Genomic DNA, 26,171 nt, shown 5'->3' with positions numbered 1-26,171 from the left:
TCTGGCGAATGTCCGGGGCAGGGGAAATGGGACAGCGATGAACATGGGCGGAAACAAACAGCGGCTGCGCGTCTTGGGCGCGATCCTTTCGGTGGTCCTGGTCGGCGCGTTGCCCGCGTCGTCGCTCGTTGCAAACCCTGCATACGATGTCGTTATCCGCGGCGGGCGGGTCATCGATCCCGAAAGTGGCCTCGATGCGGTTCGGAACGTGGCGATTGCCGATGGGCGTGTTGTGGCCGTGTCAGCGGAAAAGCTTGCAGGCCGTATCACGATCAACGCTGACGGGCTGGTCGTGGCGCCTGGCTTCATCGACGTCCACTCGCACGGCATGACCATTCCGAACGGGTGGCTTCAAGCCTTCGATGGTGTCACGACCGCGCTGGAACTCGAAACCGGCGCGTGGCCGGTCGCGAACGCTTATCGTACTGCTGCACACGAGGGGCGACCGATCAATTACGGGTATTCGGTTGCATGGTCGGGAATCCGGCAGGAGCTGATGGGCGCCCGTGCGAAGGATCTTGCGACGGATGCGGAAATCGGAACGATTCTGCATCGGGTATCCGAAGGTCTCGATGCCGGTGGCCTCGGCGTCGGGACGCCGGTTGGCTATTCCACCCAAACCAATAGAACCGAATACTGGGAGGTTGCGTCCCTTGCGGCAAAGCGCGGCGTGCCGGTATTCACCCATGTTCGCACCAAGAACGGGCGCGACCCGGACAGTGCGCTCGAAGCGTTCGGGGAAGTGATCGCCACGGCCGCCACGACCGGCGCGCACATGCATCTTTGCCATATCAACAGCTCGGGCCTGCGCGACATTCCGCGTCTCACCGGCATGATTGCCAAGGCGCGCGCCTATGGCATTCCCGTGACAAGCGAGGCCTACCCCTGGGGCGCGGGCTCGACGTCCATCGGCGCCCCATTTCTTGCACCTGAAAATCTGCCTCTGCTCGATATTGGGCCGCAAAACATAGAGGTCATCGCCACCGGCGAGCGCCCCGCAACGAACGCGCGTCTTGCGGAACTGCGCAAAGCAAATCCACAGGAACGGATCATCGTCCATTATCTGAACGAGGCAATCGATGCGGAGCGAAAGCTGATCGAGCAGGCGCTTGTTCCCGAAGACGGGATCATCGCAAGTGACGCGGTCCGCTATTCCGTGAAGGATCGGATTCTGACCGAAGCGGTCTGGCCGCTGCCGGCGGGTGTTGCGGGTCATCCCCGTTCTGCCGCGACGTTCACGAAGGTTCTTGGCGAATATGTTCGTGACCGGCATCTGCTCAGCCTTGCCGATGCAATCCGCCGTTCGACGCTTCTCCCAGCGCAGCTTCTGGAGCCCGTTGCGCCCGGCATGAAACGCAAGGGGCGTATCGGTGTCGGCATGGATGCGGATATCGTTGTCTTTGACCCCGCGACGGTGGGCGCGGCCGCGACCTATGAAAAGCCTGCTGAACCTGCAAAGGGAATGCGCCAGGTTCTGGTGGGCGGAACATTCGTTATCCGGGACGGCAAGCTGATCGCGTCGGCCCGTCCCGGCCAGGCAATTCGCGGAGGAACAGCCCAATGAAGACAATAGCCGCCGTGCTTTCGGTTTCGATGACAGCCGTTCCAGCGCTGGCGCGGCCGAGCGACAGTATCGATGCGATCTTCGCACGCTACTCCGGGGAGACTGTTCCGGGATGCGCGGTCAGCGCAGAGAAGGACGGCAAGACCGTTCTGGAGCGCGCCTACGGTATGGCGAATATCGAGGATCGCGTTCGCGCGCAGCCCGGCAGCATTTACGAGGCCGGGTCGGTCTCCAAACAGTTCACGGCAGCGGCGATCGTTCTGTTGGCGCGGGACGGCAAGCTGGCGCTTTCGGATGATATCCGCAAATACCTGCCGGAGATGCCCGATTATGGCACGCCGATTACGATAGAGCACCTGATCCAGCACACGAGCGGCCTCAGGGACTGGGGATCGATCGGCGCCATCGAAGGCTGGCCGCGCAACAGTCGCAGCGCCAACAACGATGATGTGCTGGCCACGGCTATGCGTCAAAAAGGGCTGAATTATGCGCCCGGCACCCATTACAGCTATTCCAACACCAACTTCAATCTGGCCGCGATCATCGTGACCCGCGTGAGCGGCCAGAGTTTTGCCGCGTTCACCAAGGCGCGTATCTTCGATCCTCTGGGGATGACGAGCACGCAGTGGCGCGAACGCTATCGGACTCTGGTTCCGGGTCGGGCCACGGCCTATGCGCGCGAAGGCGATTCCTATGTAATCGATCAGCCGATAGAGGATGCGCACGGCAATGGCGGCCTGCTGACAACGGTGAAGGATCTGCTCGCCTGGAATGCCGCGCTGGATACGGATCGGCTGGGAGCGGGCTTCCGCACGGCGATGGAGCGCACGGGCGTTCTTACGGACGGCACGCGGATCGTCTATGCATCGGGGCTGCGTGTCACGAAGCATCGCGGGGTCAGGGAGGTCGCCCATTCGGGAGCGACAGGTGGCTACCGGGCATGGCTCGCGCGCTATCCGGCCCAGCACCTCTCAATTGCCCTTTTGTGCAACGCCGGCGATGTCGATTCAGTCGCGATCGGCCAGAGCGTTGCCGAACATTATCTCTCTGACTTGACTCCCGTTCCCGTCCATAAACCCTCGGGCAAGCTACCTGAAGGCCTGTACGTAAGTGAGGTCACTGGCGCACCGATCACGATTGCCGCGCGTGCGGACAGAACTTTGTGGGTTGATGATACTGCACTCGATCCCGTCGGACCTGGCCGTTGGAGCCTGTCCGGCACGGATTTCGTGTTCGGGCGGGACAACGATCTCGTGGTTGAGGCCAATGGTGAAAAGCTGCGCTACCGGCGTGCGGAGCCGATCGAGACCGTCGATCCCGCACCCTTTGTTGGCGAATACTGCGGCGACGACAATCCATTCTGCATGGTGGTTCGCCGTACGACAGAAGGCGGGCTGGCGATTGCGACAACGGGACGGCCCGGCCTTGCAGCGCAGCCGTTGAAGCCGGTGTCCACAGACCTCTTCACCAGCAAGTATGCGACCATCCGCTTCCTGCGCGATGCGTCTGGAAAGGTGAGCGGCCTGACTTATGGTGATAGCCGTGCGTGGGCCGTGGAATTCACGCGCGCACCATGAACGGGAGTGGCTGCTATTGCTGTTGTAGCGGCGCTTCTGCCCAGCCAAGCGGGTGCGCGCGCGTATAGAGCCTGAGGTACAGGCGGCCGGCGGCGATGTCGGCACGGGCGCGAGTGTCGAGTTGCAGATCACCGCTCGCCTTTCGCTGGCCGGGCCGCAGCAGGTTGGCGATGATGGCGCCGGGCTTCCCGTCTTCGGTGCGTTGCAGCGTAAGCGCGACAGGCTCGTCGCTTCCGAGACGATCTAGACGGGCGGTATAGCGCAGCGTGGCGTTTAGCGGGTCGTAGATGAAGGCAACATCGGCGCGCGGTCCCTCTGCCGGAGTTTGCACCTTGAAACGCGATGGTGCCGGTGCCTTTCCATTCGCAAGCGGAGGCGTGCTGAACGGCGGCGTGCGCGGGTGGGCAGCCTGTTCCCAGCCATAGGCGAGGTTCAGCAGTTTCGCCTCCTCAAACGGCTTGCCCAGCAAGTCGAGCCCAACGGGAAGCGCATTGATGCTGAGCCCGAGCGGAACCGAGAGAGCCGGGAGACCGGTGACTGCGCTTATCGTGCAGGTGCCCACGCCGAACATCTCGGCGCCCCGAAGCGGCGGCGGCTGCAGGGATGTGGGATAGGCAAGCGCATCGACACCCGCCGCCGCCATCGCATCCAGAATCACGCGTCGCGCAACGGCCCGTTTGGCCAGAGCCTCGGCGTAGGCCTTTTCGTCTTGTGTCGCGGCTGCGCTGCGCTGTTTTACCCTTGCATCCACGGCTTCGTGAACGAGGCCCTTGCCAGCGATGTCCGAGGCCGAGGTGATCGGTGCGCCCGGGTGCCGCGCAAGATAGGCGGCAAAGTCGCGCGCGAATTCATACGCAATCACGCTCGCCGCCCTCATCGTGGGCTCGAAATCCGGAATCGTGACATCGATGATCTCGGCGCCTTCCGCCTTCATGGCTTCAAGCGCTGCGAGCGTCTTGTCGCGCATGGCCGCGTCCATCTTCTCGGGTGCTAACAGGGTCTGTAGAACCCCGATGCGTGCGCCCTTCAATCCTCCCGGCTTTAGCCCCTCCCGATAGGCGGGAGCGGGCCTTTCAGCCATCGCCTTCGTGATGGGATCATCCGGATCGGCGCCGACGGTGGCATCGAGCATGATCGCGAGATCGGTGACCGTTCGCGCGAGCGGCCCGGCTTCATCCTGTGTCGATGAAAGGGGGACGACGCCTGATCGGCTCGAAAGCCCGGCCGTTCCACGTATCCCGAACAGGCTCTGATAGGCCGCCGGGATGCGGATCGACCCGCAGGTATCGCTTCCCATGCCCGCTGCCGCAAAACTCGCGCCGATGCTTGCACCCGTGCCACCGCTCGATCCCCCGGGGGTGCGGCGGGGATCATAGGGGTTGCGGGTTTCGCCGCTCAGCGAAGAGACGGTGATCACGCTCATGGCAAGTTCGTGCATCGTCGTTTTGCCGAGAATGATCGCGCCCGCATCGCGCAGGCGGCGCACCTGAAAGGCGTCGGCGGTGGCTTTGTAGGTGGCGAGCGCCAGCGTGCCATCCGATGTAGGAAGGCCGGCGACGGCGAAATTGTCCTTGATCAGTACGGGTATGCCGTGAAGGGGACCGCGGGGACCTTTTTCGGTGCGTTCGCGATCCAGGCGGGAAGCGTCTTCCAGTGCGTCAGGGTTGAGCGTGATCACCGCATTCAGCCGGGGGCCTTGCTGATCATAGGCCGCAATGCGTGCAAGGTAGGCCTCTACGAGTTGCCGGGACGTGACCTTGCCCGTGGTCATGGCCTCCTGCAATTCCGGGATCGACTTTTCGAAAACGAAGCGATCCGTTACTGCCTCGGCAGGCAGCGTCGTCCCCAGCAGCAAAAGACCGGCGCAGGTAAGCGCCTTCAGATTGGCGATCGTCAAGTTGCAGGTCCCCCTTTTGGTGACGCCCGAAAGGCGCTTGACGATACCGCGCCCCGCCCGCTTGTCACGCCCCGACGCCCATGCTTATTGGCCAGGTGGATCGACGATCGCGGATTTCATCAGGCGGCTGAATTCATCGAATGGTTCCAGATCCGATGGCTGCGGATTGCCGAGAAACAGGGCGCGCCACCAGAAGATTGCCAGAAACCGGGCGACCTCGTCTTCCGACTTGAAAGTTTGAGCCAGCGACGGTTTCCTGATCACATAAATATCCGTCAGAAACGACTTCACGCATCCGTTCAGGAGCTCCGCAAGGGCGCGGGCGAATTCAGGTTGCATCTTGTTCGCGGAAAAACGCAGGAGAATGTCCTCGGCGATCAGTTCCGTCCACATCTGGTCGCGCTTGTAGAGAATCTCGGCAAGGCCCGGCTCGTCGTCCGCGAGTTGTGCGATGCTGCGCATAAGCCCCGGGTGCTGCGAATAGGCCATTGTCTGGCCCTTTGTGGTTTCGAAGATGATCCCGAAGAGCTCGTCGATCGCAACGCTCTTACTGCGATATTCGGCAACAAGCGAATCGTGGGGGAAGAGATCCTGGATGACCTCGCGGACGATGCTCTGCTTGTCTTTGAAATAGTAATAGAAGGTCGCAATGTTGAACTTCGCGGCACGGACGATGTCCGCGAGCGTCAGATCGCGGTAGCTCTTGCTTTCAAGGAGTTTTGCGGTCGCCTTCTTGAACTTCTCGCGCGCGATCTTGCCGCGCTCCGTGCTGGGAGGTTCGGGGTGCGTCTTGCGTGCGTTTTTGCGCTTCTTGCGCTGGGCGAGGGGCGGTGTTGCCGTCGTGGTGCCCGTTTTTCCCATAATCGCCTGTTCTGCCTTAAAGCTCGTGATCGCCGGGCGTGGCCCGTTCCGGCGCCTGCCTCAATACGCAACGTGCCGCCAAAATCAAAATAAGCGCGTAGCGGCCGGGGGCCGTCCTTTCGGCTCTAGTATGGCTTGTTTTATGACGTCGCTCTTAGCGTGTGCGGTGGTATTTTCCATATAATATATTGAAAAATCATGAAAAATTCATGTCTTTGATTGATTCAAAAAATCAAGTATAAACTTGAAATCAAGTATAAACTTGATTCGATAGATGATGGTACGCGATCCACAGAGATCGCAGCGAAAGGGGGGTTAAACGTATGCAGAAGCTGAAAATGGGTGTGTGCGGGACGCTGCTGGCAACGAGTATGCTAGGTATGCCTGTCGTATCGGCGTATGCTGCGGAAGCAGCGGCCAATCAGGACGACGTGCTGATTGTCACCGCCCGCAAGCGCGAGGAAACGCTGCTCGAGGTGCCGATGTCCATCGCGGCATTTTCCGAAAAGTTTCTCGAAGATTTGCGCGTCAACAGTCTTGAGGATGCCCTGCAGTATGCGGCGAACGTCGATTTCGACGATTTCCAGAACGATTCCTTCTCGGGCAGCATCGCCATTCGCGGCGTCGTGCGTCTTACCGACGTGGAAGAGCCGGGATACGGCCTCTATAAGGATGGCGTCTATATCGGGTCGTCCGTCGTCGGCCTCGACGAATTCACCGATCTCGCACGTCTCGAAATCCTGAAGGGGCCGCAGGGCGGTCTTTATGGCCGAAACGCGATCGGCGGGGCGATCAACGTCATCACCAATCAACCGGTGAACAAGATCGAAGGGCGCTTCGCGGTTACCGCGGCGAACTTCGATCGGCAGGAATATCGCGGCACGATCAACGTGCCGATCATCGCGGACAAGTTCTTCGTCCGGATCAACGGATTCCTTATCGATCAGGACGGTGGCAAGGCCGTCTCGTCGGTGACTGGCGACCAGCTCGATGCCGTGCATTCAGCGGGGCTGCGCGGTCAGGCCAAGCTGCTGATAAACGATGATGTCGACGTGACGTGGACGGCCGAATGGCTCGATGCGGATCAGCCTGCGGCGATCATCCTCAGCTCCCGAACGACGCCTCCCGGCGAAAATGAAGGCGCGCTCGTCTATTCAAGCGAGCACGGCGTCAAGCGTGATGTCCTTCATCTCTATCAGACGCTTAACTGGCGTGTTGGGGAGGGGACATTCACCAATATTGTCAGCTTCCGGTCGATGGACGTCGATTCACGCACCGGGTTTGCGCCCTTCGTGGGAACCGGCGGTGCTGTTCGCCAGAGCGAGCAGGACAACTGGTTCGTTGAAGCGCGGTACGTATCCGACCGCGGCGAAGATTTCGACTATGTGGTCGGCCTCAATTACATAAATGAGTCCAACGATTTCTATCGTATCCTCAACCTCCCCATCGGTGTGGTGCCCGACAACCCTCCGGCGCTGCCGCCGAACTTCATCAATCTCGGCACACTGTCTCCGATCACCTCGGCGACCACCGATACGCGGTCGTGGGCGGGCTTTGTCGAAGCGACATGGCATGTGTCGGACAAGATCGATCTCACCGGCTCCGCACGCTACACGAACGAGCGCAAGACCTACGATTTCTTCGTGGAGACACCGAGCGCGATACCGTTCTTTGGAACCGGCGCGGATATCGGCGTTGGGGCACCCATCTTCTTCCCGGGCTTCCAGCTTCAGGGCGCGCCCTGGTTCATGGATCGCAACGTGAAGAAGAGCTGGAACAACTTCTCGCCGCAGGGAACGCTTTCCTATCGTCCGGACGACAAGAACAACATTTATGCCCGCATCGCCACGGGCTTCAAGGCGGGCGGCTTCAACAACGAGGCGAGCCGGGCGGAGGATATTCCGTTCGATCCGGAAAAGTCGCTGACCTACGAGCTCGGCTACAAGGGGCTGTGGCTGGATGATCTGCTGCAGGTGAATCTTTCGGCCTTCGTGACGAAGCGCAAGGACGCTGCGATTCTGGTTGCCGACCCGGCTCCGATCTTCCAGTTCCTCGGCGTCTCGATTGTCGCGAACGGCGGCAAGACGATCACCAAGGGCGTGGAATTCGATTTCCTCGCGAAGCCGATCAAGGGCCTCGAGCTCTATGGCGCGCTCGGTTATCTGAATGCCAAGTTCGATGGTTCGCAGCTGATCAGCGGTGTGAACGTGGACGGGAATTTCGTACCGCAGACCGCGAAATGGTCGTACAGCACGGTCGCGACCTATCGTACGCCCGTGTCCGATGCACTCGGGCTCTTCACGCAGGCTTCGTATTCGTCGAAATCGGGCGGGTACGAGCGGCCAGACAACGCGCTTCGGCTTGAACATGCGGATCTCGTCAATTTCCGGCTTGGTATCGAAGCGGATGCGTGGCGGATCACGGGGTATGTCGACAACGTATTCGACGACCGTGTGAAGCTCTCCCAGCGCACGAACGGCATGTACATCCTGAGCGCGCCGCGGCGCTTCGGCGTGCAGCTTGAGTACAGCTGGTAAAGCCGTCGGCGCTCTTGCCTCAAGAAAGGTGGGAGCGCCGCGCTTTCTCTACACGTGGTCATTGTCCAGGGATTGTAATCCAGTGTCTAAAGTAGCGGCGCCGCCTCGATCGCCGAGGTCCGAACAACTGTATCGCGAAGCGATCGAAGTCATGCCGGGTGGGTCGAGCCGGGCAACGATCTTCTACGCACCCTATCCGCTATATGCGGCTTCGGCACAGGGATGCAGGGTCACGGATGTCGACGGCGTGGAACGCATCGACTTCGTCAACAACATGTCTTCGCTCATTCATGGTCACAACCATCCGGTCGTGAACGCGGCAGTAAAGGCGCAGCTCGATCGACTGACGGCCGTTGCGATGCCGACGGAGAGCGAGATCGCGCTGGCGCAGGAGCTTTGCCAACGGCTTGCCTCGGTCGATCGAGTCGTCTTCACGAATTCCGGAACGGAAGCCGTGATGATGGCGATCCGTGCCGCGAGGGCCTATTCGGGACGCAGCGCCGTCGCCAAGGCGGAGGGGGCCTATCATGGCGCCTATGATTTCGCCGAAGTGAGCGTCAATTCCTCTCCCGAGACGTGGGGACGCGCCGAGGCCCCAAGCGCAGTGAGCGCGACGGAAGGCATTCCCGGCTATGTGAACGAAGACGTGATCGTCATTCCCTATAACGATCTGGAGGCGACCGAGGCGCTGATCGAGGCAAACAGGGATCGCCTTGCCTGCATCGTCATCGATCCCGTCGTCTCGCGCGCAGGGCTGATCCGTGGCCGTCCGGAATATCTGGCGCGGCTGCGGGAGCTGTGCGACGCCTACGGCATCGTCCTTATCTTTGACGAGGTGCTGAGCTTCCGCCTCGGTTACAACGGTGCGCAGGGCCAGTCCGGCATCCGCCCGGATCTTACGGCGCTCGGCAAGATCATCGGCGGCGGTTTCCCTGTCGGCGCGGTCGCGGGCAGCGCCAAAGTGATGTCTGTCTTCGATGTGCGGATGCCGCATGTGAAGATCCATCATGGCGGCACCTACAATGCCAATCCGATCACCATGACGGCGGGCCTAAAGACGCTCGAGTTGCTTCCTCCCGCTGCCTATGCGCGCCTGGACGCGCTTGGGTGCCGCACGAAGACGGTGCTGACGGAAGCGCTCGCCGAGGCCAAGCTACATGGCTTCGTTCGTGCGGATGGGTCACTCCTCAGCATCTTTTTCGGCGGGCAGGACTCCGACCGATTCCGTGAGCTGCCCCGGAGTGATCGTCAGACCGCGATGCAGCGATACCTGCACAGTGCGCTTCTTGATGAAGGCATCATTTCGACGCCATTTTCGGCCTTCATTCTGTCCACGGCGATGACCGAAGCAGATATCGACAGCCTCGGCGAGGCCGCGGCGCGTTGCTTCGGGGCGCTGAAGCGCCAGTTTGGTTGAACCGGAACAGACAGGAGAGACACGTGCTCATCGCAAGAATTCTCGCCGTATCCCTGCTGATTTCGACAGCCGCGGCTGCCGAGCCCAGTGCGCTTGATGAGGCTACGATCGGAGAGGTGCAGGCGCGTCTCGACAAAGCGATCACTGAGCATGCACTTCCCGGCGCGACCGCCGCGATTGTCACGGATGATGGGCAGCGTGTCTCGTTCTCGACCGGATTCGCAGACAAAGAGATCGACCGCGCGATGACGCCTGAGACGCGGATGATGTCGGGAAGCATCGGGAAGATGTTCGCCGCGGCAGTGGCCGTCAGCCTCGTCAAGGACGGCGTTCTCGAACTCGATGCGCCCATTTCGAAATGGCTTGGCGAGACGTCTGAATATTCGGCGCTGCCGAATTACCGGAAAATCACTGTCAGGATGCTGCTCAATCACTCGTCCGGGCTTGTCGACCATGTGTATATCGATGGCTTCTGGGATGCTGCCAAGGCGCGCATAAAGGAACCCGATTTCGCATTCACGCCGCCTGAAATGATCGCGTTCGGCTATGGGTCGAAGCCTTTTTTCGAACCGGGCAAAGGGTTTCACTACACAGATCTTGGATATCTTCTGCTGGGCCTGGTGATCGAAAAGGCGGGCGGGAAAAGCTATTACACGCTTCTTCAGGAGCGGTTTCTTTATCCGCTCGGGCTGGAATTTACCGGCCCGTCCGATGGACGCATCTTCAATGGGCTGGCACAGGGCTATCTGGCCGGCACGAATCCGCTTCTTGGTGACGTGGGCACGACGCTTTCCGATGGTGTCTTCCGGATCAACACACGTTCGGAATGGACCGGCGGCGGGCTTGTCACCAACGCAGGCGATCTTGCCGAATGGGCCTGGGATGTTTTCGAGGGGCGTACGCGCCTCGGCAGCGAATATGCCCGTGCGATGGTTTCCAATCCGGTCGAAGCCGGCAAGCGCGGCAGGTACGGCTTCGGCGTTTATGTGTTCGATACGGAATTCGGTCCACTGTACGCGCACGGCGGTTGGTTCATGGGTTACAAGTCATATGTCGGCTATTTCCCGAACTGTCATGTTTCCGCGTCGATCCAGATCAATTCGGAAGAGATCGGCGGCAAGACCGGCGTTGTCTTCCGGGATGTCTTTATGCCTGCGCTCAAGGCCAAGGGTTGCGCGCCAAAGAACGAGAAGAAGTGAATGCTTGCCCATTGTGAACACTGGGACAGGCATTCGCGGCGGTGCCCTTCATGGTAGCGCGCACGGCCCGAAAACCGCCGAAATTTCATCCTTATCTCGGCAAGGACATTTGCTGGCTGCTCGATATGCAGGCGCAGGAGCGCGGCGATCGCACGTTCCTGATCTGGCAACCGCCGGAAGACGACGCCGTTCGCTGGACCTATCGGGAATTTGCCGAGCGCGTCGACGCGGTTACGCGAAGCCTGATAATGCGGGGTGTACGCGAGGCTGATCCCGTCCTCATACACCTCGACAATTGTCCGGAATTTCTGTTCGCGTGGTTCGCCTGCGCAAAGATCGGCGCTGTTGCCGTCACCACAAACACGCGTTCATCAGCCGATGAGCTTTCGTATTTCATTGACCACGCGCGCGTGCGCTTCGCAGTGACGCAGCAGTCGCTCTTGCCGCTCGTCGAGGGGTGCGGCCCCGAGCTGGGATGGATCGCGTGTGTCGGACTGGATGCGGCCCAGCACGGCGCGTTTCCCTTCGAAGATCTGTATGCGCCGGAAGTGGGAGTTCTGCTACCTTACCATGATCCGCTGACCCCGGTCAGCGTGCAATATACATCGGGGACGACTTCGCGTCCCAAGGGTGTTGTGTGGACGCACGCCAACGCGCTGTGGGCTGCGCAGATCAACGCCCGGCACTGTGAACTCCGCGAAACCGATGTCGGCCTCATCATCCTGCCGCTCTTCCACACCAACGCGCTCGGCTATTCGGTACTCGGCACGCTCTGGGCGGGTGGATCGGTTGTGTTGACGCCGAAGTTTTCGCGACGCCGCTTCTGGGATATCAGCACACGGAACGGGTGTACCTGGGCATCTCTGTTCCCCTTCGTTGCAACTGCGCTTCAAGATGTGGAAACGCCCGAACATTGTTTCCGCTTCTGGGCGATCGGTCTTGCCGATGTGCCGGCGTTCGAAGAGAAATTCCGGCTGAAAATCGCCGGATGGTGGGGGATGACCGAAACCGTCAGCCATCCCATTCAGTCCTACCTGCATTTGCGGGGTATGCCCGGCGCCATGGGCGTTCCGGCACCCGAATATGAAATCGACGTTCGCGGCGAGGATGGCAATTCCGTCGAGCCGACGGAGGACGGTGCAGCGGGCCGCCTCTTCATTCGCGGTGTGCCGGGTATCTCCTTGTTTCTCGAATATCTGAACGATCCCGAGGCGACCGACGGCTGTTTCGATGCAAACGGCTGGATGGACACCGGCGACATCGTGAACGTGAGAAGCGATGGTCAGCTCATTTTCGGTGATCGTGCAAAGGATATGCTGAAGGTCGGCGGCGAGAATGTCGCCGCTTCCGAAATCGAGCGCGTGGTCGTTGCCATGGACGAGGTGGCCGAAGCCGCGGTGGTCGGTAAGGCGCATGATTTCCTTGGCGAGGTTCCGGTGGTGTTCGTCATCCCTTCCGGTTCCGTCGTTTCAGGGCTCGAGGAGAAGGTTCGCGCACGCTGCGAGAGCTTGCTCGCGGATTTCAAGGTCCCCCGCGAGGTGATCCTGACCGACGCGCTGCCGCGCTCGCTGATGAACAAGGTCGCGAAAAAGGAACTGCGCGAACGCCTCGAAGGGCTGTGATTTTCGAACTTTTGAAGAAAAGGCAATGAGTATGAGTGGAAATGCACAAATCGTCGGTGTGGCGATTACACCGTTCAGCAAGCCGAGTGCAGGTGAGATTTATTTCGATATCGGTGCGCGCGCGGCGCAGGCTGCGCTGAAGGATGCGGGCCTCGACTACGCTGACGTTCAGCAGGCCTATGTCGGCTACATGTACGGCGATACCTGCTCTGGCCAGCGCGCGCTCTATGAGCTGGCGCTGAGCGGCATTCCCATCATCAATGTGAACAATGCCTGCGCCACCGGGTCCACGGCGCTCTATCTTGCAAGGCAGGCGGTCGAGACAGGTGTGGCCGATTGCGTGCTTGCGCTGGGTTTCGAACAGATGGTGCCAGGTGCCCTGGGCGCAGTGTTCAACGACCGTCCCTCGGCCATGGAGAAGTTTCTGGAAACCGTCACGGCACTCCAGGGCCATGAGGTGTCGGGTGTCCCGACGGCGGCGCTCTTCGGGTCTGCTGCCCACGACCACATGGCGAAGTACGGAACGAAGCCGGAGGCCTTCGGGCAGATCGCCGTGAAGGCACGACGCCACGCGCACCGCAATCCCAATGCCGTGTTTCGGGACGAGCTCAGCCTCGAACAGGTGATGGAGTCGCCGATGGTCTATGCGCCGCTCACGCGCTACCAGTGCTGTCCGCCCACGACGGGCGCTGCCGCGGCCGTTGTCTGTTCTGAACGCTTTGCCCGCAAGCACGGGCTTGCCGGGGTGGAAATCCTCGCACAGTCGATGACCACCGATTTGCCGGGCGTTTTCGACGCGAAGAGCGGTATGAGCCTTGTCGGCTATGAGATGGCAGCGAAGGCAGCGCGAAACGTCTATGAAGCATCCGGCGTCGATGTTGCCGATATCGATGTCGTCGAACTCCACGACTGTTTCACGGCGAATGAACTGGTGGCATATGAAGCGCTTGGCCTCACCGCTCCGGGGACTGCGGAAAAGTTCATCGCGGACGGGGACAACACGTACGGCGGCAAATATGTCACCAACCCGTCCGGTGGTCTCCTTTCGAAAGGGCATCCGATCGGAGCGACGGGCCTTGCCCAATGCGCCGAACTGGTCTGGCAGCTTCGCGGCAATGCCGGCGCCCGGCAGGTGGAAAGCGCCCGGCTTGCGCTGCAGCACAATCTCGGCATTGGCGGAGCATGTGTCGTCACGCTTTATGGGAAAGCCTGACCGGGCATGAATGGGCGTGCATCCTGCCGATCATCGGCGGGATGAGACCGAGGGGGAGGGCACGCGGTGCGATTATCGTATCCACGTCTCATGGGGTATGCGCTCGGAGCTTTCGGCACCGGGGTCTTTGCGACCGTGCCGACAGTGCTCCTCCTCTATTTCTGCACGGAAAATCTCAAGATGGCGCCCGCTCTGGGGGCAACCGTCGTGTTGCTGCCGAAGCTGTGGGCGCTGGTCTGGGATCCGGCAGTCGGTCTCTGGTCGGACCGCGCGCAGACGGCGATCGGCCGCCGCCGTCCCTTCCTGCTTGCCGGAAGCGTCGGCGTGCCGCTCACCTTCCTGGCCTTGTTCGCATGGCCTTATCCGCTGGGGAACGCGGCATTTCCCTGGGTGGCGCTCATCTATTTCCTTCTGACGAACGCCTATTCGCTGTTCGCGGTGCCGTTTACAGCTGTTCCCGCCGAGATCAGCGAGGACGCGGCCGAGCGGGAGCGTGTCGCGGCATGGCGCATTGGCTGTGCGATGATCGGGACGCTCATCGGCGCCGGTCTTGCGCCGATACTGGTACGAGCCGGCGGCAGTGGCCGCGAGGGGTATCTCTTCATGGCCGTGGTGGTCTCCCTGATCTGCTGCGCCGGGATGTTCGCGGCGTTCTTCGCGACCCCCTCGGCAACAGGCACCAGAACCGCACAGGCCTCAACTTTGCGTCAGGTGATCCCGATCCTCCGCGCCGAGCGGCCTTTCCGCAAGCTGGCCATGGCCTATGTTCTTCAGCTCACGGGTGTCGGGATCGTATCGGCACTCACGCCCTACTGGATCGTGCAAGTGGCCGGGCGGACGGAGGACGGTGTCGGCACCGCGCTTGGTGTCATGCTCAGCGTGACGATTATCTCGACCCCGTTGTGGGCGCTGGTCGTCCGCCGTTTTGGCGCGCGCAGGGGCATCTCCGCTGCGGCGCTTCTCTTCGGCGCCGCAACGCTTGGCTTCCTTGCCGTGCCGCCGGTTCCGGTTCTGCCGAGCCTGCTGCTCTATGCGCTGATCGGCTTTCCATTCGCGGGCCTGCAGGTCGGTCCGTTTGCGCTTGCAGCGCATCTGACACACGCCGCGGGAGAGGCGCGGGGCGGCAATCGTGCCGGCCTTTTTACCGGGGTCTGGACAGCGAGCGAAAAACTCGGACTGGCGCTGGGGCCAGGTGTCGCCGGCCTTGGGCTCGCGGTGGTTGGCTTCCAGTCGGGATTGCCCGTACAGTCCCAGGAGGCGCTGCGGGGGCTCTCGGTGCTGCTTGCGGCAGCGCCGAGCGTGTTCGTCTGGGCCAGCCTTGCGCTTGTCAGAAAATGAAGACTGAAGGCAGAACGATGAACGACACGCCCGTAACCCTGATTGCAGCTTTCACGATCCACGATACGGAGACTTACGCACTGTATGCGAAGGGCTTCTTCCCGCTGCTCAAGAAGCACGGCGGCAGCTTCATTACTTTCGATGATGCGGCGGTTACGCTGGAAGGAACGCATCCCGGCGCACGCCTGGTGATGTTCCGCTTCCCCAGCGAGACGGCGGCGCGGCGTTGGTACAATGATCCGGAATACCAGAAGCTCTCCGAACATCGCCGCGCATCCACGGATGCGAATTTCCTCACCATGGTGCACGAAACCTTGCCGCAACCCTGACTATACGGCGGAAACCCTGGCGCAAGCCTCTCCGCCTCCATCGCCGGCGCCCAATGAATTGATCGATTGGCCCCGAAGCGCTTATAAAGCATCGGCTGGACTGCGGAGGCAGCGGCGAGGTGGAGATGCTGTATCCAGTCGCTGCTCAGAAAGGCGACGGATAAGGGGAGGTATCCGATGGCAAGCTTGGCCAGAGAAACGGACGCGCTGCTGTCCATTCAGGAAGGCATTCTGTCCTGCAAGGACTTTTCCACGCTTGAGCGCGATGTTCTTGCGCCCGCAGCCGCTTTTCTGGACGCCTTGACGAGCTGCTTCATGCAATTCTGGGTCAGCCCTGCCGGGGAAATTCGCTTCGGGCGAACGGCAGCCCACAATGTGCCCGAACGTGCGCATGAAGGCTATCTCGCGCATCATTTTCGCGAAGACCCTGCGATGAAAGCCGCCAGCCGGAGTTTGCGCAGTACGCCGCATGTGTTCTGCACTTCGGAAATATCGGATTACGCGCAGCTTACCAACAGCACCTTCTATAACGATTTTTTCCGGCCGAACTGCATTCACCATGTCATGGTCATGGCGCAGAAGCCGCAGAGCGGCGAGGGTGATACGCTGATCTTCGGTTTTCATCGGCCCAGAGGAGACCGCCCGTTCACGGATATTGAAAAGCGCCGCCTGCAGAAGCTGGCCTCTGCTCTTGGTTGCTCGGCGCGGCTTCTATGTCTGCAGGATGGCTTCGTCATTCGCGAGCGCGCCATCGCCGAATATGACTCGGCCTTTCCGGGGCACGGCCTTGTGTTCCTCGACGAGCACATGACCGTGACATACGGAAACCGGACCGGGCTCGCCCACATGGCGATGCAGGATGTCGGCGGGCGGATACGGCTGGACGCACTCTCCCGCGCTTGCCTGAGAACGCTGCGGATCGGCAATTATGCCGATGCCGTTTCCGTTGATATCTCCAAAGCGGATGGCATTGTCGCGTCCGTCCGCACCCGCCGCAGCCCCGACGGTCGCCCATTCTTTATCGTGCACACCAATCGGCGGAACGACGAGGCCATGTTCGCGATCCGCTGCCGCGAATACCAGCTCAGCCCGCGCGAAGTGGATATCACGCGGGCGCTTGCCGCGGGGCTTTCCAACACCGAGATCGCGGAGCGGCTGTTCATCAGCCCCCGCACGGTGGAGAACCATCTGCGTTCGATTTACGCCAAGGCGGGCGTGAACCGCCGAACCCAGCTGCTCAGTCAGCTGAACGAGCTGGAATAGCGCAGAGCCAGTCGATCGTTCGTGCCAGCGCATCGCGGCCGGAAGCGAGGGCGCCGGCAAACGACAGGAAACCATGGATCGCGCCCCCGAAATGGAGGTTGCGTGAGGGTACGCCGGCTTCCGAAAGTCTGCGGTGATAGGCCTGAGCCTCGCCGCACAGCAGATCATGACCTGCCGTCACGATCAGGGCCTGCGGCAGACCTCCAAGGCTCTCCGCGAGCATCGGTGAGACAAACGGGTTGCGCGTTTCCGCGGCGTCCGTGAGATACATGCCGCGAAGCCAGTCGAGATCCTGCTGGCCGAGAAAATACTCGCCGCCGCCATACTGCTTGCGGGAGACATAAGGGGCGGACGTGGTGAAATCCACGCAAGGATAGATCAGGATCTGTGCATCGATGCGCGGTCCATGATTGTCGCGCACGTGAAGCGTGAGCGCCGCAGCGAGATTGGCGCCGGCACTGTCGCCCATCACGACAAGGGATTGGCCGGAAAGGCACTGCGCCTCACACCACGCCAGCGCGGCAATGCAGTCGTTGAAACCCGCCGGAAACGGGTGCTCGGGTGCGAGCCGATATTCGACCGAAACGACCGTGGCATCCGCGCCCGATGCGATTGTCCGCGCGATTGCATCATGCGTCTCGATGCTGCCCATGGCCCAGCCGCCACCGTGGATCAGCAGCACCATCGGCCCCTTGACGTTCCGGTCGGGACGGTAAATTCGGATCGCTACCTCCGCGCCGCCTCCGGCAATCGTCAGGTCCTCGCTTGCGACGAGCGGTGCCTCGGGAGAGAGCTGGGCGGTGGCTGCTGCAAGTTGCTGACGTGCGTCGGCAATCGAAAGGCTCCACAGCGGCGGCGCCCCTGATGCTTGCATCGAATCCAGAAGCGCCGCCACATCGGAATCGAGTCCGGTCATCGTGCGCTCCCCCTAGAAGCGCTTCTTCGCCGAAAGTCCCCATTCGCGCGGCCGCCCGTAATAGCCTTCAGTATGGCCGAAACTGGATTCTGCCGAAATGCCGCCGCCCAGATATGTCTTGTTGGTCAAGTTGGTGACGAAGGCCGCGATCTCCAGTCCAAGATCGTCGTTTGAATAGGTGATCCGCGTATTGATCAGCGCGAAGCCGTCCTGCACGAGCGTTTCCACATTGGTGGGATCGAGATAGGTGCGGCTCTTGTATGTCAGGTCGCCACGGAACGCGATGCTGCTGCTGGTGCTCACCGGCACCGTGTAAACGATGCTGGCATTGCCCGTCCATTTCGGGACGAACGGCTGATGCGTATCGAGTGTGATATCGCTCACCCCCGCTGCGAGGCTGGTGTACTTGAAATCCGTATAGCCAAGCCCCGCGGAAAGCTGAAGGGCGGGGACCGGCTGCGCCTGCAATTCCAGCTCGAACCCCTTCACCTCCGCGTCGCCGGCATTCCCAAGGTCGAGCACGAGAACGCCGGCCTCGTTGGCCTTGACACGTGAAAGCTGGATGTCGGTGTAATCGTTCCAATACGCAGCGGCGTTGAAGCGCAGCATGCGTCCCAGAAGATCGGATTTGAAGCCGACTTCGTAGGCGGTCACCTCTTCGGGATTGAACGGCACCGGCGGGGTATTGTCCACTGTCGGGCGGCCGTTGAAGCCGCCGCTCTTGAACCCGCGCGATACCGATGCGTACGCCATGAACTGCGGCGAGAAGCGATAGTCGATCGATGCCATCGGCGTGAAAGAATCCCAGCTCTTTCCAACTGTCGTCAGCGGGATGATCGGCACGCCCGAAGCAACGCGGACGTGTCGCAGCGTATAGTCCTTGCTTTCATGCGTATAACGCGCGCCGACCGTGAGATTCAGGTTATCGGCAAGTGTGTAGGTCGCCTGCCCGAAAGCGGCGTAGCTTTTGATGCGAATCTTGTTGAAAATATCGAAATCGAGATCGAGCGCGACGTTCACAGGATTGCCCGCGCCGCCGGGCGCTGTTGGCGCTTCCGGAGGAGATCCGTCAATCGGTCCCGGAAGCGATTCGAATACATTGAAAAATCCGGATGCGAGGATGACGTTGTTGGTATCGCGCCCGTATTCGTTGAAATAGAAGCCGCCAACGACCCATTTCAAACGCTCGTCCGCCGATGTGCCGACAAGCTGGAGTTCCTGGCTGAACTGGTGCTGCCGTTGCCGATTGTCGGTGGCGACGTAGTCCATGGGTCCGCCGTCGCCGTCGCGGCCGAAATGCGCTTTCATGCGGCGGTAAGCGGTAACCGATTTGAGAGCGATCGTATCGCTCATATCCCAATTGAGCGTTCCCGAAAGGCCCCACATGTCGAGATCGTTGCGGTTGGGCCCCGTTCCATACGTGGTGAATGGATCTGGCGAGATCAAATCCGTCGACATCGGTATCGGCGATGCCACGAAGATGTTCCACAAGGTCGCGACGACGGAGAGGTCCTGATCGAACGAAAGCAGCTTTTCGGGCACGGCTTGCTGCCGCCAGCGCGAATAGTCCGCTGCGATATCGACCGTAACGTCGCTCGAAGGCGTGAACCGCAGGTCGAGCCTTGCGGCCGTCTGCCCGATATCGCCGGGGTGCGAAACTGTCTCGCCGGTGAAATAGTCCACACGCTTGCCGTAACCGTCGCGGTTCTGCGACGAGGCGGAGAGCTTCATCGCCACCTGATCGGGGACGAGCGCGGTTTCAAATGATCCGCGCAGGTCGATGCGGTTGAAGCGGCCTGTCGTCACCTCGATGAAACCGCGCGTCTCACCGGTGGGCTTGGCCGAGGTGACGTTGACAGCGCCGCCGATCGTATTCTTGCCGAACAATGTGCCCTGGGGTCCGCGAAGCACCTCGACACGCTCGACATCGAGAAGGTCGAATGTGCTGCCCACGGAGCGGGGATAGTAGATGCCGTCCACGTAGACGCCGACGCCGGGGTCCACGGTGAACAGGAATTCGCTCTGCCCGACGCCGCGGATGAACACGGAAAGGTTTGCCCCGCCACCGCTGCCCCCGGCGGCCGTGTACATGGAAACATTGGGGACGAAGCCCGCCACGTCGGCAAGCGCGTTCGCGCCGCGCGCCGTCAAATCTTCACCGCCGAGTGCGGTTATGGCGATCGGCGTGTCCTGCAGCCGCTCCTCGCGCTTGCGCGCCACCACGACGATTTCGGCGAGACCGGCTGATTCATCGGCTTCCGGCCCGGTTTGTGCCAAGGCAATCGATGGCGCTGTCAGCCCGCCGAGAATGGAGGCTCCAAGGCAAAGCGAAAATATGCGGCGAGCAGCGAAAGAGCGTGCAGTCATCGAACAATATCCTCCCCCAAAACGTCCTTGCCGGGCCTATGCTCTGCTGGCGATTGTCGGCTTCGGACACACTCAGCTTCATGAAGCCGGGCCATCCGAGGAACAATGACGAGAGACACTCAATTTTCCGGCCGGGCGATATGGCTGAAAGCACGCGCGCGACCACGCTGCCCGCGTCCGGATCGGGGAGGGGAAATGGAGTGAATGCTGCTATGGTGGCGGGAAGCCGCAACCTATGCGAATGGACGCTAGGCAGCGGTCAAACGGCGCAAGGCAATCGTGAAGCTGGTGATCCGATAGCCCAATCCTGTCTCTTCGCCCAAGCCAGTCGTAAATTCAGCAGCCCGGAAATGCGCTGTTTTCCGGGTGTCAGAGAGAGGGGTGTCGATCGGCCCTAGCTCTGACCCCGTCTCGCGGCCTCGATCTTCGCGATGTCGATCTTCTGCATCGTCATCATGGCTTCGAACACACGCCGTGCAGCCTCCCTGTCCGGGCCGGTGAACGCCTCGTTGAGCACGCGCGGCGTGATCTGCCAGGAAAAGCCCCAGCGGTCCTTGCACCAGCCGCAAGCGCTTTCCGCGCCGCCGTTGCCGACGATCGCGTTCCAGTAACGATCGGTCTCTTCCTGATCTTCCGTTTCGATCATGAACGAAACGGCCTCGTCCGGCTTGAACGCAGGACCGCCATTGAGCCCGATAAATGCTTGCCCAAGGAGCGTGAACTCCACTGTCAGTTCATCGCCTTCCTTGCCCGAGGGGAAATCGGCAGGCGCGGCGGCCGATTTGTCGACATGGCTGTCAGGGAAGATGCTCGCGTAGAACTCTGCAGCCTTGCGGGCTTCGCCGTGATCGAACCACAGGCAGTTGATGATCTTGCTCGCCATATAAGTCTCCGGCTGTTCTTATCTCTCTGCGAGGAACGGTTGGGGCAGGCTCAGCGTCGACCGCCGACCAGGCCGAAAGGCGCTCCCTGGGGATCGATGCAGTTCATCGAGAACTCGCCGCCGGGGATCTCGTCCGGGCCGCTTACGATCCGACCGCCGCCATCCTCGACTGCGGCCTTTGCGGCGTCAATATCCCCGACGCGGAAGTACTGGTTCCAGCGTGGCGGTCCCATTTCCGCGCTGCCCGGCATAATCGCGCCGATCACCGTGCCGTGACGGATGAACTGGTATTTGCCCATCGGGCCCATATCCAGCTCCCCATCCTGCTTCCAGGCGAACAGATCACCATAGAACGCCCACGCGGCGGCCGGGTTCGAAGTCTGAAGCTCGTTCCACGCGCAGTGCCCAACCCGCGGAACATCGTCAGCGAAGGCTAGGCTTTTGCCGGTCCCTTGCGCCTTCATGATATAGAACGGCGCGCCCTGCGGGTCAGCGACCATCGCGATCCGTCCGACCATCGGAACGTCCATCGCGGGCATCAGCGTCCGCCCGCCCTGTGCTGCGAGCCTGGCAGCCGTGGCATCGACATCGTCGACCGCGATGTAGCCAAGCCACGTCGGCGTAGCGCCGTGGTCCGCCATCTCCTTGGTGATCTCCATCAGCCCTCCGACGCTGTTCGCGCCGGCGTTGATGATCCGGTAGTCCATGTCGGATTGGCCGCTATCGACGAAGTTCCAGCCGAGGACGCCCGCGTAGAACGTCTGCGCAGCCGGCACGTCGCTGGTCAGCAGTTCGTACCATATGTAGTCGCCCGGTTTGTTGGTGGCGGGCGTCTCCAGCGCCATGATCGGAGCGAACCCGCCGAAGATCATTCTTTTGCCGTCGAAGGGCATGGGGTTCTTTTCCGGGTTCATCCGGTCGTCTGTTTTCATCAGCGTGTCCATTTGGGCGTAGGCGGCGTCGCGCGTGGCTTTGTCGGGCCATTCGATCCACGAGAACACGACCGTCTCGTCCTCCTTCGCCTGAACGGCGCGGCGAAAATCCGTCAGCTTGCCGTCGGGAACGTCGTCGCCCCAGCATTCAAGGATTCGAAGCGCGCCCAGGTCCATGAAGGCGCTGTCACCCCGCCTGGCATGGTCGATAAATTTCCGCTTGTCCGCAGTGGGCACCGCGAGCACGAAACCGTCTACATAGGTCATGCCTCTATCCTTCCCTCGTGCAATTCCGACTCGATGTTGACAACATGCCCAACAAATTAAATAAAACAACTGTGAAGTTAGCAAATATAACTCAATTGCCCAAAAGTGCCAAAAAACGCGCCTATCGCGACGCCTGCGGCATGGCGCACGGCCTGGAACTGCTCGGCGATCGCTGGGCTTTGTTCGTGGTGCGCGAGCTTATGCTCGGTCCGCGACGCTTCGGTGACTTGCGCGCCGACCTGCCCGGAATCAGCGCCAATGTGCTTACCCAGCGCCTCTCTGAGCTGGAAACGAGTGGGGTCGTCGTGCGGAGCAAGCTGCCTCCGCCGGCCAGCGTACAGGTCTATGGTCTCACGGAATGGGGCTATGAGGCGGAGCCGATCGTGCAGGAACTCGGTCGTTGGGCAACGCGCTCGCCTGCGCACGACCCGACACTCCCGATCAGCGGCGTTTCGATCCTCCTGTCGTTCCGCACGATGATCGACAGGCATCGCATCGGGAGCCTGGAGCTTACGATCGGTTTCCGGTTCGGCGAGGACGAATATAGCGCCAGCGTCGATCGTAGCGGCATTCATGTCGAACGGTGCGCCGCGGCAGGCGACATCATTTTCAGCGGTCGGCCCTCCGCGCTGGCCGCGTTCGTTTATGGCGGTGCATCGCTGGACGCGCTCGCCGATGAAGGCGTACTCGTTCTTCACGGCGATTCGGCGCTTGCCGCCCGATTTGCGGACCTTTTCGTCCTGCCGCCCAAGTTCGATCCCGTGGCGATAAGGCCCTAGACCCGCTCCACTGAGTGGGCAGGGGTCGGGTGCGAGTGCAGCCAGGTGCGTTCGCTCAGATGCCTCGAGCCCCTTTCAAGCCAATTCGAAAACAAAAAAGCTCTGGCAGCGGGCAGCAATCCGCTTCCAATCGGCCCGGCTTATAAAGCGGGCCATTTGCCTACTCCTGCCAAAGCCGCGGCCCCGGCCGGAGGGCGGGGGTGGGCGGCAGGAACGGGAAGACGCGGGCCCCATGAGGCGGCCTGCACCCGAAGGGCTGGAACGAAGAGGAAGACCTGCCGCAGGCGGGTTGCAGGCCGGCGCGGCCCGCCCAAGTCCTGTGACGCCCGCTCCCGATCCTCAGGACGACACAAACGACATCACCCCGCCCGCGAGGGCGGGGTGGCTATCCGCTTCAACAAAGTCCGTATCAACATACATCCGCGCCGCCGGAAAGGGCGGCGCGGGCATAAAGCTTCAGGCCTTCTTCTTGCCCCGGCCCGACGCGGTGCGCTTGGTGCCGAGACCGATCTTCTTCGCCAGTTCCTGGCGCTGCAGCGCATAGTTCGGCGCGACCATCGGATAGTCGGCGGGAAGGCCCCACTTCGCGCGGTATTCGTCGGGGGTCAGGTTGTAGTGCGTCATCAGATGGCGCTTCAGCATCTTCAGCTTCTTGCCGTCTTCAAGACAGGTGATGAAGTCAGGCTTCACTGAGACGCGGATGGAAACGGCCGGTTCCTGCTTCGGCTTTTCCGGCCCCATGGCGCCGCCCACGTTGGCGAGCGCAGCGTAGACGTTCTGGATGAGCGTCGGCAGGTCGGAGACCGCGACCGTATTGTTCGCGACATGCGAAGAGACGATGTCGGCGGTAAGCGCCAGGACATCCTGATGCGTGTTCTGTTCCGTCATGAAGTAAGACCCCGTTGGTTTTGCGTCCTGCTTCATTGCCGGACTTGCGCGCTGCCCTACACGAACGCGCATGAACGCGAAATTGCTGAAACGACATCCGGTTCCATGCTTTTATACTTTTGACGCAAAGTGATTCGTATCCACCTTTGCTCTGTGGAACCTCCTGAGACGGTAAATCGCGGCCAGCTTCAAAAATATCTTTGCGTCAATAAGCGTCAATTGGTGTTCACCAGCGTCCGTGTGTTTCCAGAACGTACTATTCGCCCGTCTGGCGCCGTTTTGGCACTCTTGACGCACGCGCCAATTCTGGACTTCCTGATCTTGGTTAGGGGGAAGCTGACAACCGCTTAAGGAAGGACCAGCCATGTCCCATGACCATATCCTGCGCTTGCACACTGTCCTCGACCGCACTGGGCTCAGCCGCTCGACGCTCTACCGGAAAATGCAAAGCGGCACGTTCCCGCGCCAGGTCCGGATCTCCACGCGCTGCACCGGCTGGCGCGAGTCCGCCGTCAGCGCATGGATGAAGAACCCGATGTTCTTCCATGTCGACGATCTGCCGGCGGAGTAGGCCGAAGCCTTGCTGGACAACATGGGGGCGTGCCCGCTATCGCCGCGGCATGGCAATCATCGCAACGATCATGAACACGGCCACAGGCCAGCCCATTCAGAAGATGACCTTCGGCCGCATGCCCAAGCCGTGGGCGACATTCAACCTCGAAACCGGAGAGCGGGTCACGGCAGACCGCGTGCATGTCGGCAAGCCTGCGCCGGGCAAGTTCATCGCACCCGTTGAAGTGTGGGTCACGCCGAAATCAGACTGAGCGAAATACTCAGCCCACGCTTTTGAGCTTGTGAATGGGGATCACCGCTCCGCCGACCTTCAGGCGGTCAAGGTAGTCACTCCACCATTGAGCCATTTCGACGCGCTCGTCCCAGTGTTGGCCTCTTGCGTAGGTTCCGCGCACGGCATTGCTGTGTCCGTGGGCCAATGCGCGTTCGATGGCGTCAGGATGCCATTTCCCGCTCTCGTTTAGCAGGGTGCTTGCAGTCGCCCTGAAGCCATGGGCGGTTACAACGTCCTTTGGAAATCCCATACGCCGGAAGGCGAGGTTGATGGCGTTCTCGCACATCGGCTTGAGATGGCTGCGTTCACCGGGAAACAACCAGTCCATCCAACCCGTGTGACGGCGCAGCTCCTGCAAAAGCGTAATGGACTGCCACGACAGCGGAACGCTGTGCGGTCGCCGGAGCTTGGTGCGGTCTGCTGGAATTCGCCATACAGCCTCTTCCCAATCGACCTCATCCCATTTCGCATATCTGAGTTCGCCCGGTCGGACGAAAACATGAGGGAGAAGCTGCATTGCGATTTTGACGATGGGGCCGCCGCCGTATTCGTCGATCGCTCTTAGAAGTTCCCCAAGGCCTGCGGGATCGAGAATGGCCGCACGATGCTTCACGATCGGCGACATCAAGGCATCGCCTATAAGCGCCGCAGGATCTGTCTTGCACAGGGACATGGCAACGCCATGCCGGAAAACGCGGCTCGCAAAGGCCCGCGTCCTCATGGCGGTTTCTCTTTTCCCGGCCCTCTCGATCGTCTTGAGCGCGGCCAGCAATTCCGCAGGCTCGATATCGGCAATTGGGCGGGCACCGATTGCGCCTGTCAGATGCGAGAGAAACCAACGCGCCTTCTCGATGGTGGCTTCCGCCTTGCGGTTGCCGACGAACTTCACCTCAATGAAATCCTCGGCCACTGATTGGAAACTGTTGCCGGCACTAAGCTTGGCTGTAATTTTCTTCTTCTTTCGTTCCTGAAGCGGATCTTTCCCGCTCCGAACGGCACGTCGCGCCTGATCCCTCAGATCGCGGGCCTGAGCCAAACTGACCTCGGGCCAAGGGCCGAACGACAGCCGCTTTTCGGTCCCGTGCACGCGATACTTGAAGAACCAGAGCTTTCCGCCGCTCGGGCGGACCTCCAGATACAGGCCTTTTTCGTCCGATTTTCGATAGAGGGTATCGAGTGTCGGAAACGCACGGATTTCTGCGGCTCTCAAGCACATTTGGGGGCAACGCCTTTTCAGCAATCGCGTTGCCCCCAAAATTGCCCCCGGATTTCTGCGATCCAGTGGAATTTCGTGGAACAAAGCGAGACCGCTCAAAGGAGAAGATTCCTTCGTAGCCCGCAGAAAATCAAGGTTTTAGAACGTTTTGGGAAGAAGGGGTGGTGCCGCTTAGGTGACTCGAACACCTGACCCCATCATTACGAATGATGTGCTCTACCGGCTGAGCTAAAGCGGCTAATCCCGGAAACGGCGGACC

The 26,171-nt window shown here is 61.0% G+C and carries 21 protein-coding genes and 1 tRNA gene; 13 read left to right on the top strand and 9 right to left on the bottom strand.

What is annotated here, in order from left to right:
• Positions 1 to 37: 37 nt before the first annotated feature.
• Together DFR51_RS09695 and DFR51_RS09690 are read left to right on the top strand one after the other, a co-directional pair.
• Positions 38 to 1,564: an amidohydrolase family protein gene (locus DFR51_RS09695; RefSeq protein WP_121050400.1), complete on the top strand. Its 1,527-nt coding sequence runs from the start codon at positions 38 to 40 to the stop codon at positions 1,562 to 1,564.
• Positions 1,561 to 3,141 carry a serine hydrolase domain-containing protein gene (locus DFR51_RS09690; RefSeq protein WP_121050397.1) on the top strand — a complete coding sequence of 527 codons (1,581 nt, stop codon included), beginning with the start codon at positions 1,561 to 1,563 and terminating at the stop codon, positions 3,139 to 3,141. Before DFR51_RS09695 ends, DFR51_RS09690 begins: the two co-directional genes overlap by 4 nt.
• Positions 3,142 to 3,154: 13 nt before the next feature.
• Here the strand turns inward: DFR51_RS09690 and DFR51_RS09685 are convergent, their stop codons facing one another.
• Positions 3,155 to 5,038, bottom strand: coding sequence for an amidase (locus tag DFR51_RS09685; RefSeq protein WP_197723669.1), 1,884 nt, complete (start codon positions 5,036 to 5,038; stop codon positions 3,155 to 3,157).
• 84 nt (positions 5,039 to 5,122) lie between these two features.
• Positions 5,123 to 5,899 carry a TetR/AcrR family transcriptional regulator gene (locus tag DFR51_RS09680; protein ID WP_121050394.1) on the bottom strand — a complete coding sequence of 259 codons (777 nt, stop codon included), beginning with the start codon at positions 5,897 to 5,899 and terminating at the stop codon, positions 5,123 to 5,125.
• 323 nt (positions 5,900 to 6,222) lie between these two features.
• Between DFR51_RS09680 and DFR51_RS09675 the strand changes: the two genes are divergently transcribed.
• From DFR51_RS09675 to DFR51_RS19155, 8 genes are all read left to right on the top strand, one after another.
• On the top strand, positions 6,223 to 8,436 hold the full coding sequence (locus DFR51_RS09675) for a TonB-dependent receptor (RefSeq protein WP_121050391.1): 2,214 nt from the start codon (positions 6,223 to 6,225) through the stop codon (positions 8,434 to 8,436).
• Positions 8,437 to 8,587: 151 nt separating this feature from the next.
• A complete protein-coding gene (locus tag DFR51_RS09670; protein ID WP_121050388.1) occupies positions 8,588 to 9,853 on the top strand; it encodes an aspartate aminotransferase family protein in 1,266 nt (421 codons plus the stop codon).
• Between the two features lie 23 nt (positions 9,854 to 9,876).
• On the top strand, positions 9,877 to 11,052 hold the full coding sequence (locus DFR51_RS09665; protein WP_160119035.1) for a serine hydrolase domain-containing protein: 1,176 nt from the start codon (positions 9,877 to 9,879) through the stop codon (positions 11,050 to 11,052).
• A 50-nt stretch (positions 11,053 to 11,102) separates the two neighbouring features.
• A complete protein-coding gene (locus DFR51_RS09660) occupies positions 11,103 to 12,674 on the top strand; it encodes an AMP-binding protein (RefSeq protein ID WP_121050380.1) in 1,572 nt (523 codons plus the stop codon).
• A 31-nt stretch (positions 12,675 to 12,705) separates the two neighbouring features.
• Positions 12,706 to 13,887 carry a lipid-transfer protein gene (locus tag DFR51_RS09655; RefSeq protein ID WP_197723721.1) on the top strand — a complete coding sequence of 394 codons (1,182 nt, stop codon included), beginning with the start codon at positions 12,706 to 12,708 and terminating at the stop codon, positions 13,885 to 13,887.
• A 66-nt stretch (positions 13,888 to 13,953) separates the two neighbouring features.
• Positions 13,954 to 15,225: an MFS transporter gene (locus tag DFR51_RS09650; RefSeq protein ID WP_126494453.1), complete on the top strand. Its 1,272-nt coding sequence runs from the start codon at positions 13,954 to 13,956 to the stop codon at positions 15,223 to 15,225.
• Between the two features lie 17 nt (positions 15,226 to 15,242).
• Positions 15,243 to 15,554 (top strand): DUF1330 domain-containing protein, encoded by a 312-nt coding sequence (locus DFR51_RS09645; RefSeq protein WP_121051517.1) that lies wholly within the window; start codon positions 15,243 to 15,245, stop codon positions 15,552 to 15,554.
• A gap of 177 nt (positions 15,555 to 15,731) precedes the next feature.
• On the top strand, positions 15,732 to 16,817 hold the full coding sequence (locus DFR51_RS19155; RefSeq protein WP_197723668.1) for a helix-turn-helix transcriptional regulator: 1,086 nt from the start codon (positions 15,732 to 15,734) through the stop codon (positions 16,815 to 16,817).
• Here the strand turns inward: DFR51_RS19155 and DFR51_RS09635 are convergent.
• The 4 genes from DFR51_RS09635 to DFR51_RS09620 form a co-directional block, all read right to left on the bottom strand.
• The gene (locus DFR51_RS09635; protein WP_121050371.1) at positions 16,792 to 17,733 is read right to left on the bottom strand and encodes an alpha/beta hydrolase; all 942 of its coding nucleotides are present in this window, start codon (positions 17,731 to 17,733) and stop codon (positions 16,792 to 16,794) included. The genes DFR51_RS19155 and DFR51_RS09635 overlap by 26 nt on opposite strands.
• Positions 17,734 to 17,745: 12 nt before the next feature.
• Positions 17,746 to 20,100: a TonB-dependent receptor gene (locus DFR51_RS09630; protein ID WP_121050368.1), complete on the bottom strand. Its 2,355-nt coding sequence runs from the start codon at positions 20,098 to 20,100 to the stop codon at positions 17,746 to 17,748.
• 394 nt (positions 20,101 to 20,494) lie between these two features.
• Positions 20,495 to 20,983, bottom strand: coding sequence for a VOC family protein (locus tag DFR51_RS09625; protein WP_121050365.1), 489 nt, complete (start codon positions 20,981 to 20,983; stop codon positions 20,495 to 20,497).
• A gap of 50 nt (positions 20,984 to 21,033) precedes the next feature.
• A complete protein-coding gene (locus DFR51_RS09620) occupies positions 21,034 to 22,182 on the bottom strand; it encodes a DUF1428 family protein (RefSeq protein ID WP_476749577.1) in 1,149 nt (382 codons plus the stop codon).
• A gap of 95 nt (positions 22,183 to 22,277) precedes the next feature.
• Here DFR51_RS09620 and DFR51_RS09615 point away from each other — a divergent pair, with 95 nt between their 5' ends.
• Complete coding sequence (locus tag DFR51_RS09615) at positions 22,278 to 22,961, top strand: winged helix-turn-helix transcriptional regulator (RefSeq protein WP_243445488.1); 684 nt, start codon at positions 22,278 to 22,280, stop codon at positions 22,959 to 22,961.
• A 456-nt stretch (positions 22,962 to 23,417) separates the two neighbouring features.
• On the opposite strand, the gene DFR51_RS09610 is transcribed toward DFR51_RS09615, so the two are convergent.
• Complete coding sequence (locus tag DFR51_RS09610; protein ID WP_121051511.1) at positions 23,418 to 23,849, bottom strand: Ros/MucR family transcriptional regulator; 432 nt, start codon at positions 23,847 to 23,849, stop codon at positions 23,418 to 23,420.
• Between the two features lie 364 nt (positions 23,850 to 24,213).
• On the opposite strand from DFR51_RS09610, the gene DFR51_RS09605 reads away from it, so the two are divergent.
• Both DFR51_RS09605 and DFR51_RS09600 read left to right on the top strand, forming a co-directional pair.
• Complete coding sequence (locus tag DFR51_RS09605) at positions 24,214 to 24,420, top strand: helix-turn-helix transcriptional regulator (protein ID WP_121050359.1); 207 nt, start codon at positions 24,214 to 24,216, stop codon at positions 24,418 to 24,420.
• Positions 24,421 to 24,469: 49 nt separating this feature from the next.
• Complete coding sequence (locus DFR51_RS09600) at positions 24,470 to 24,673, top strand: hypothetical protein (protein WP_121050356.1); 204 nt, start codon at positions 24,470 to 24,472, stop codon at positions 24,671 to 24,673.
• Positions 24,674 to 24,682: 9 nt separating this feature from the next.
• On the opposite strand, the gene DFR51_RS09595 is transcribed toward DFR51_RS09600, so the two are convergent.
• Together DFR51_RS09595 and DFR51_RS09590 are read right to left on the bottom strand one after the other, a co-directional pair.
• Positions 24,683 to 25,912, bottom strand: coding sequence for a tyrosine-type recombinase/integrase (locus DFR51_RS09595; RefSeq protein ID WP_121050353.1), 1,230 nt, complete (start codon positions 25,910 to 25,912; stop codon positions 24,683 to 24,685).
• Positions 25,913 to 26,074: 162 nt separating this feature from the next.
• Positions 26,075 to 26,150: transfer RNA gene (locus DFR51_RS09590), tRNA-Thr, on the bottom strand.
• Between the last annotated feature and the right edge of the window lie 21 nt (positions 26,151 to 26,171).

Source organism: Sphingosinicella microcystinivorans (genome assembly GCF_003634215.1).
Classification (GTDB): Bacteria; Pseudomonadota; Alphaproteobacteria; order Sphingomonadales; family Sphingomonadaceae; genus Sphingosinicella; species Sphingosinicella microcystinivorans.
This window is presented reverse-complemented; position numbering and strand designations above follow the sequence as displayed.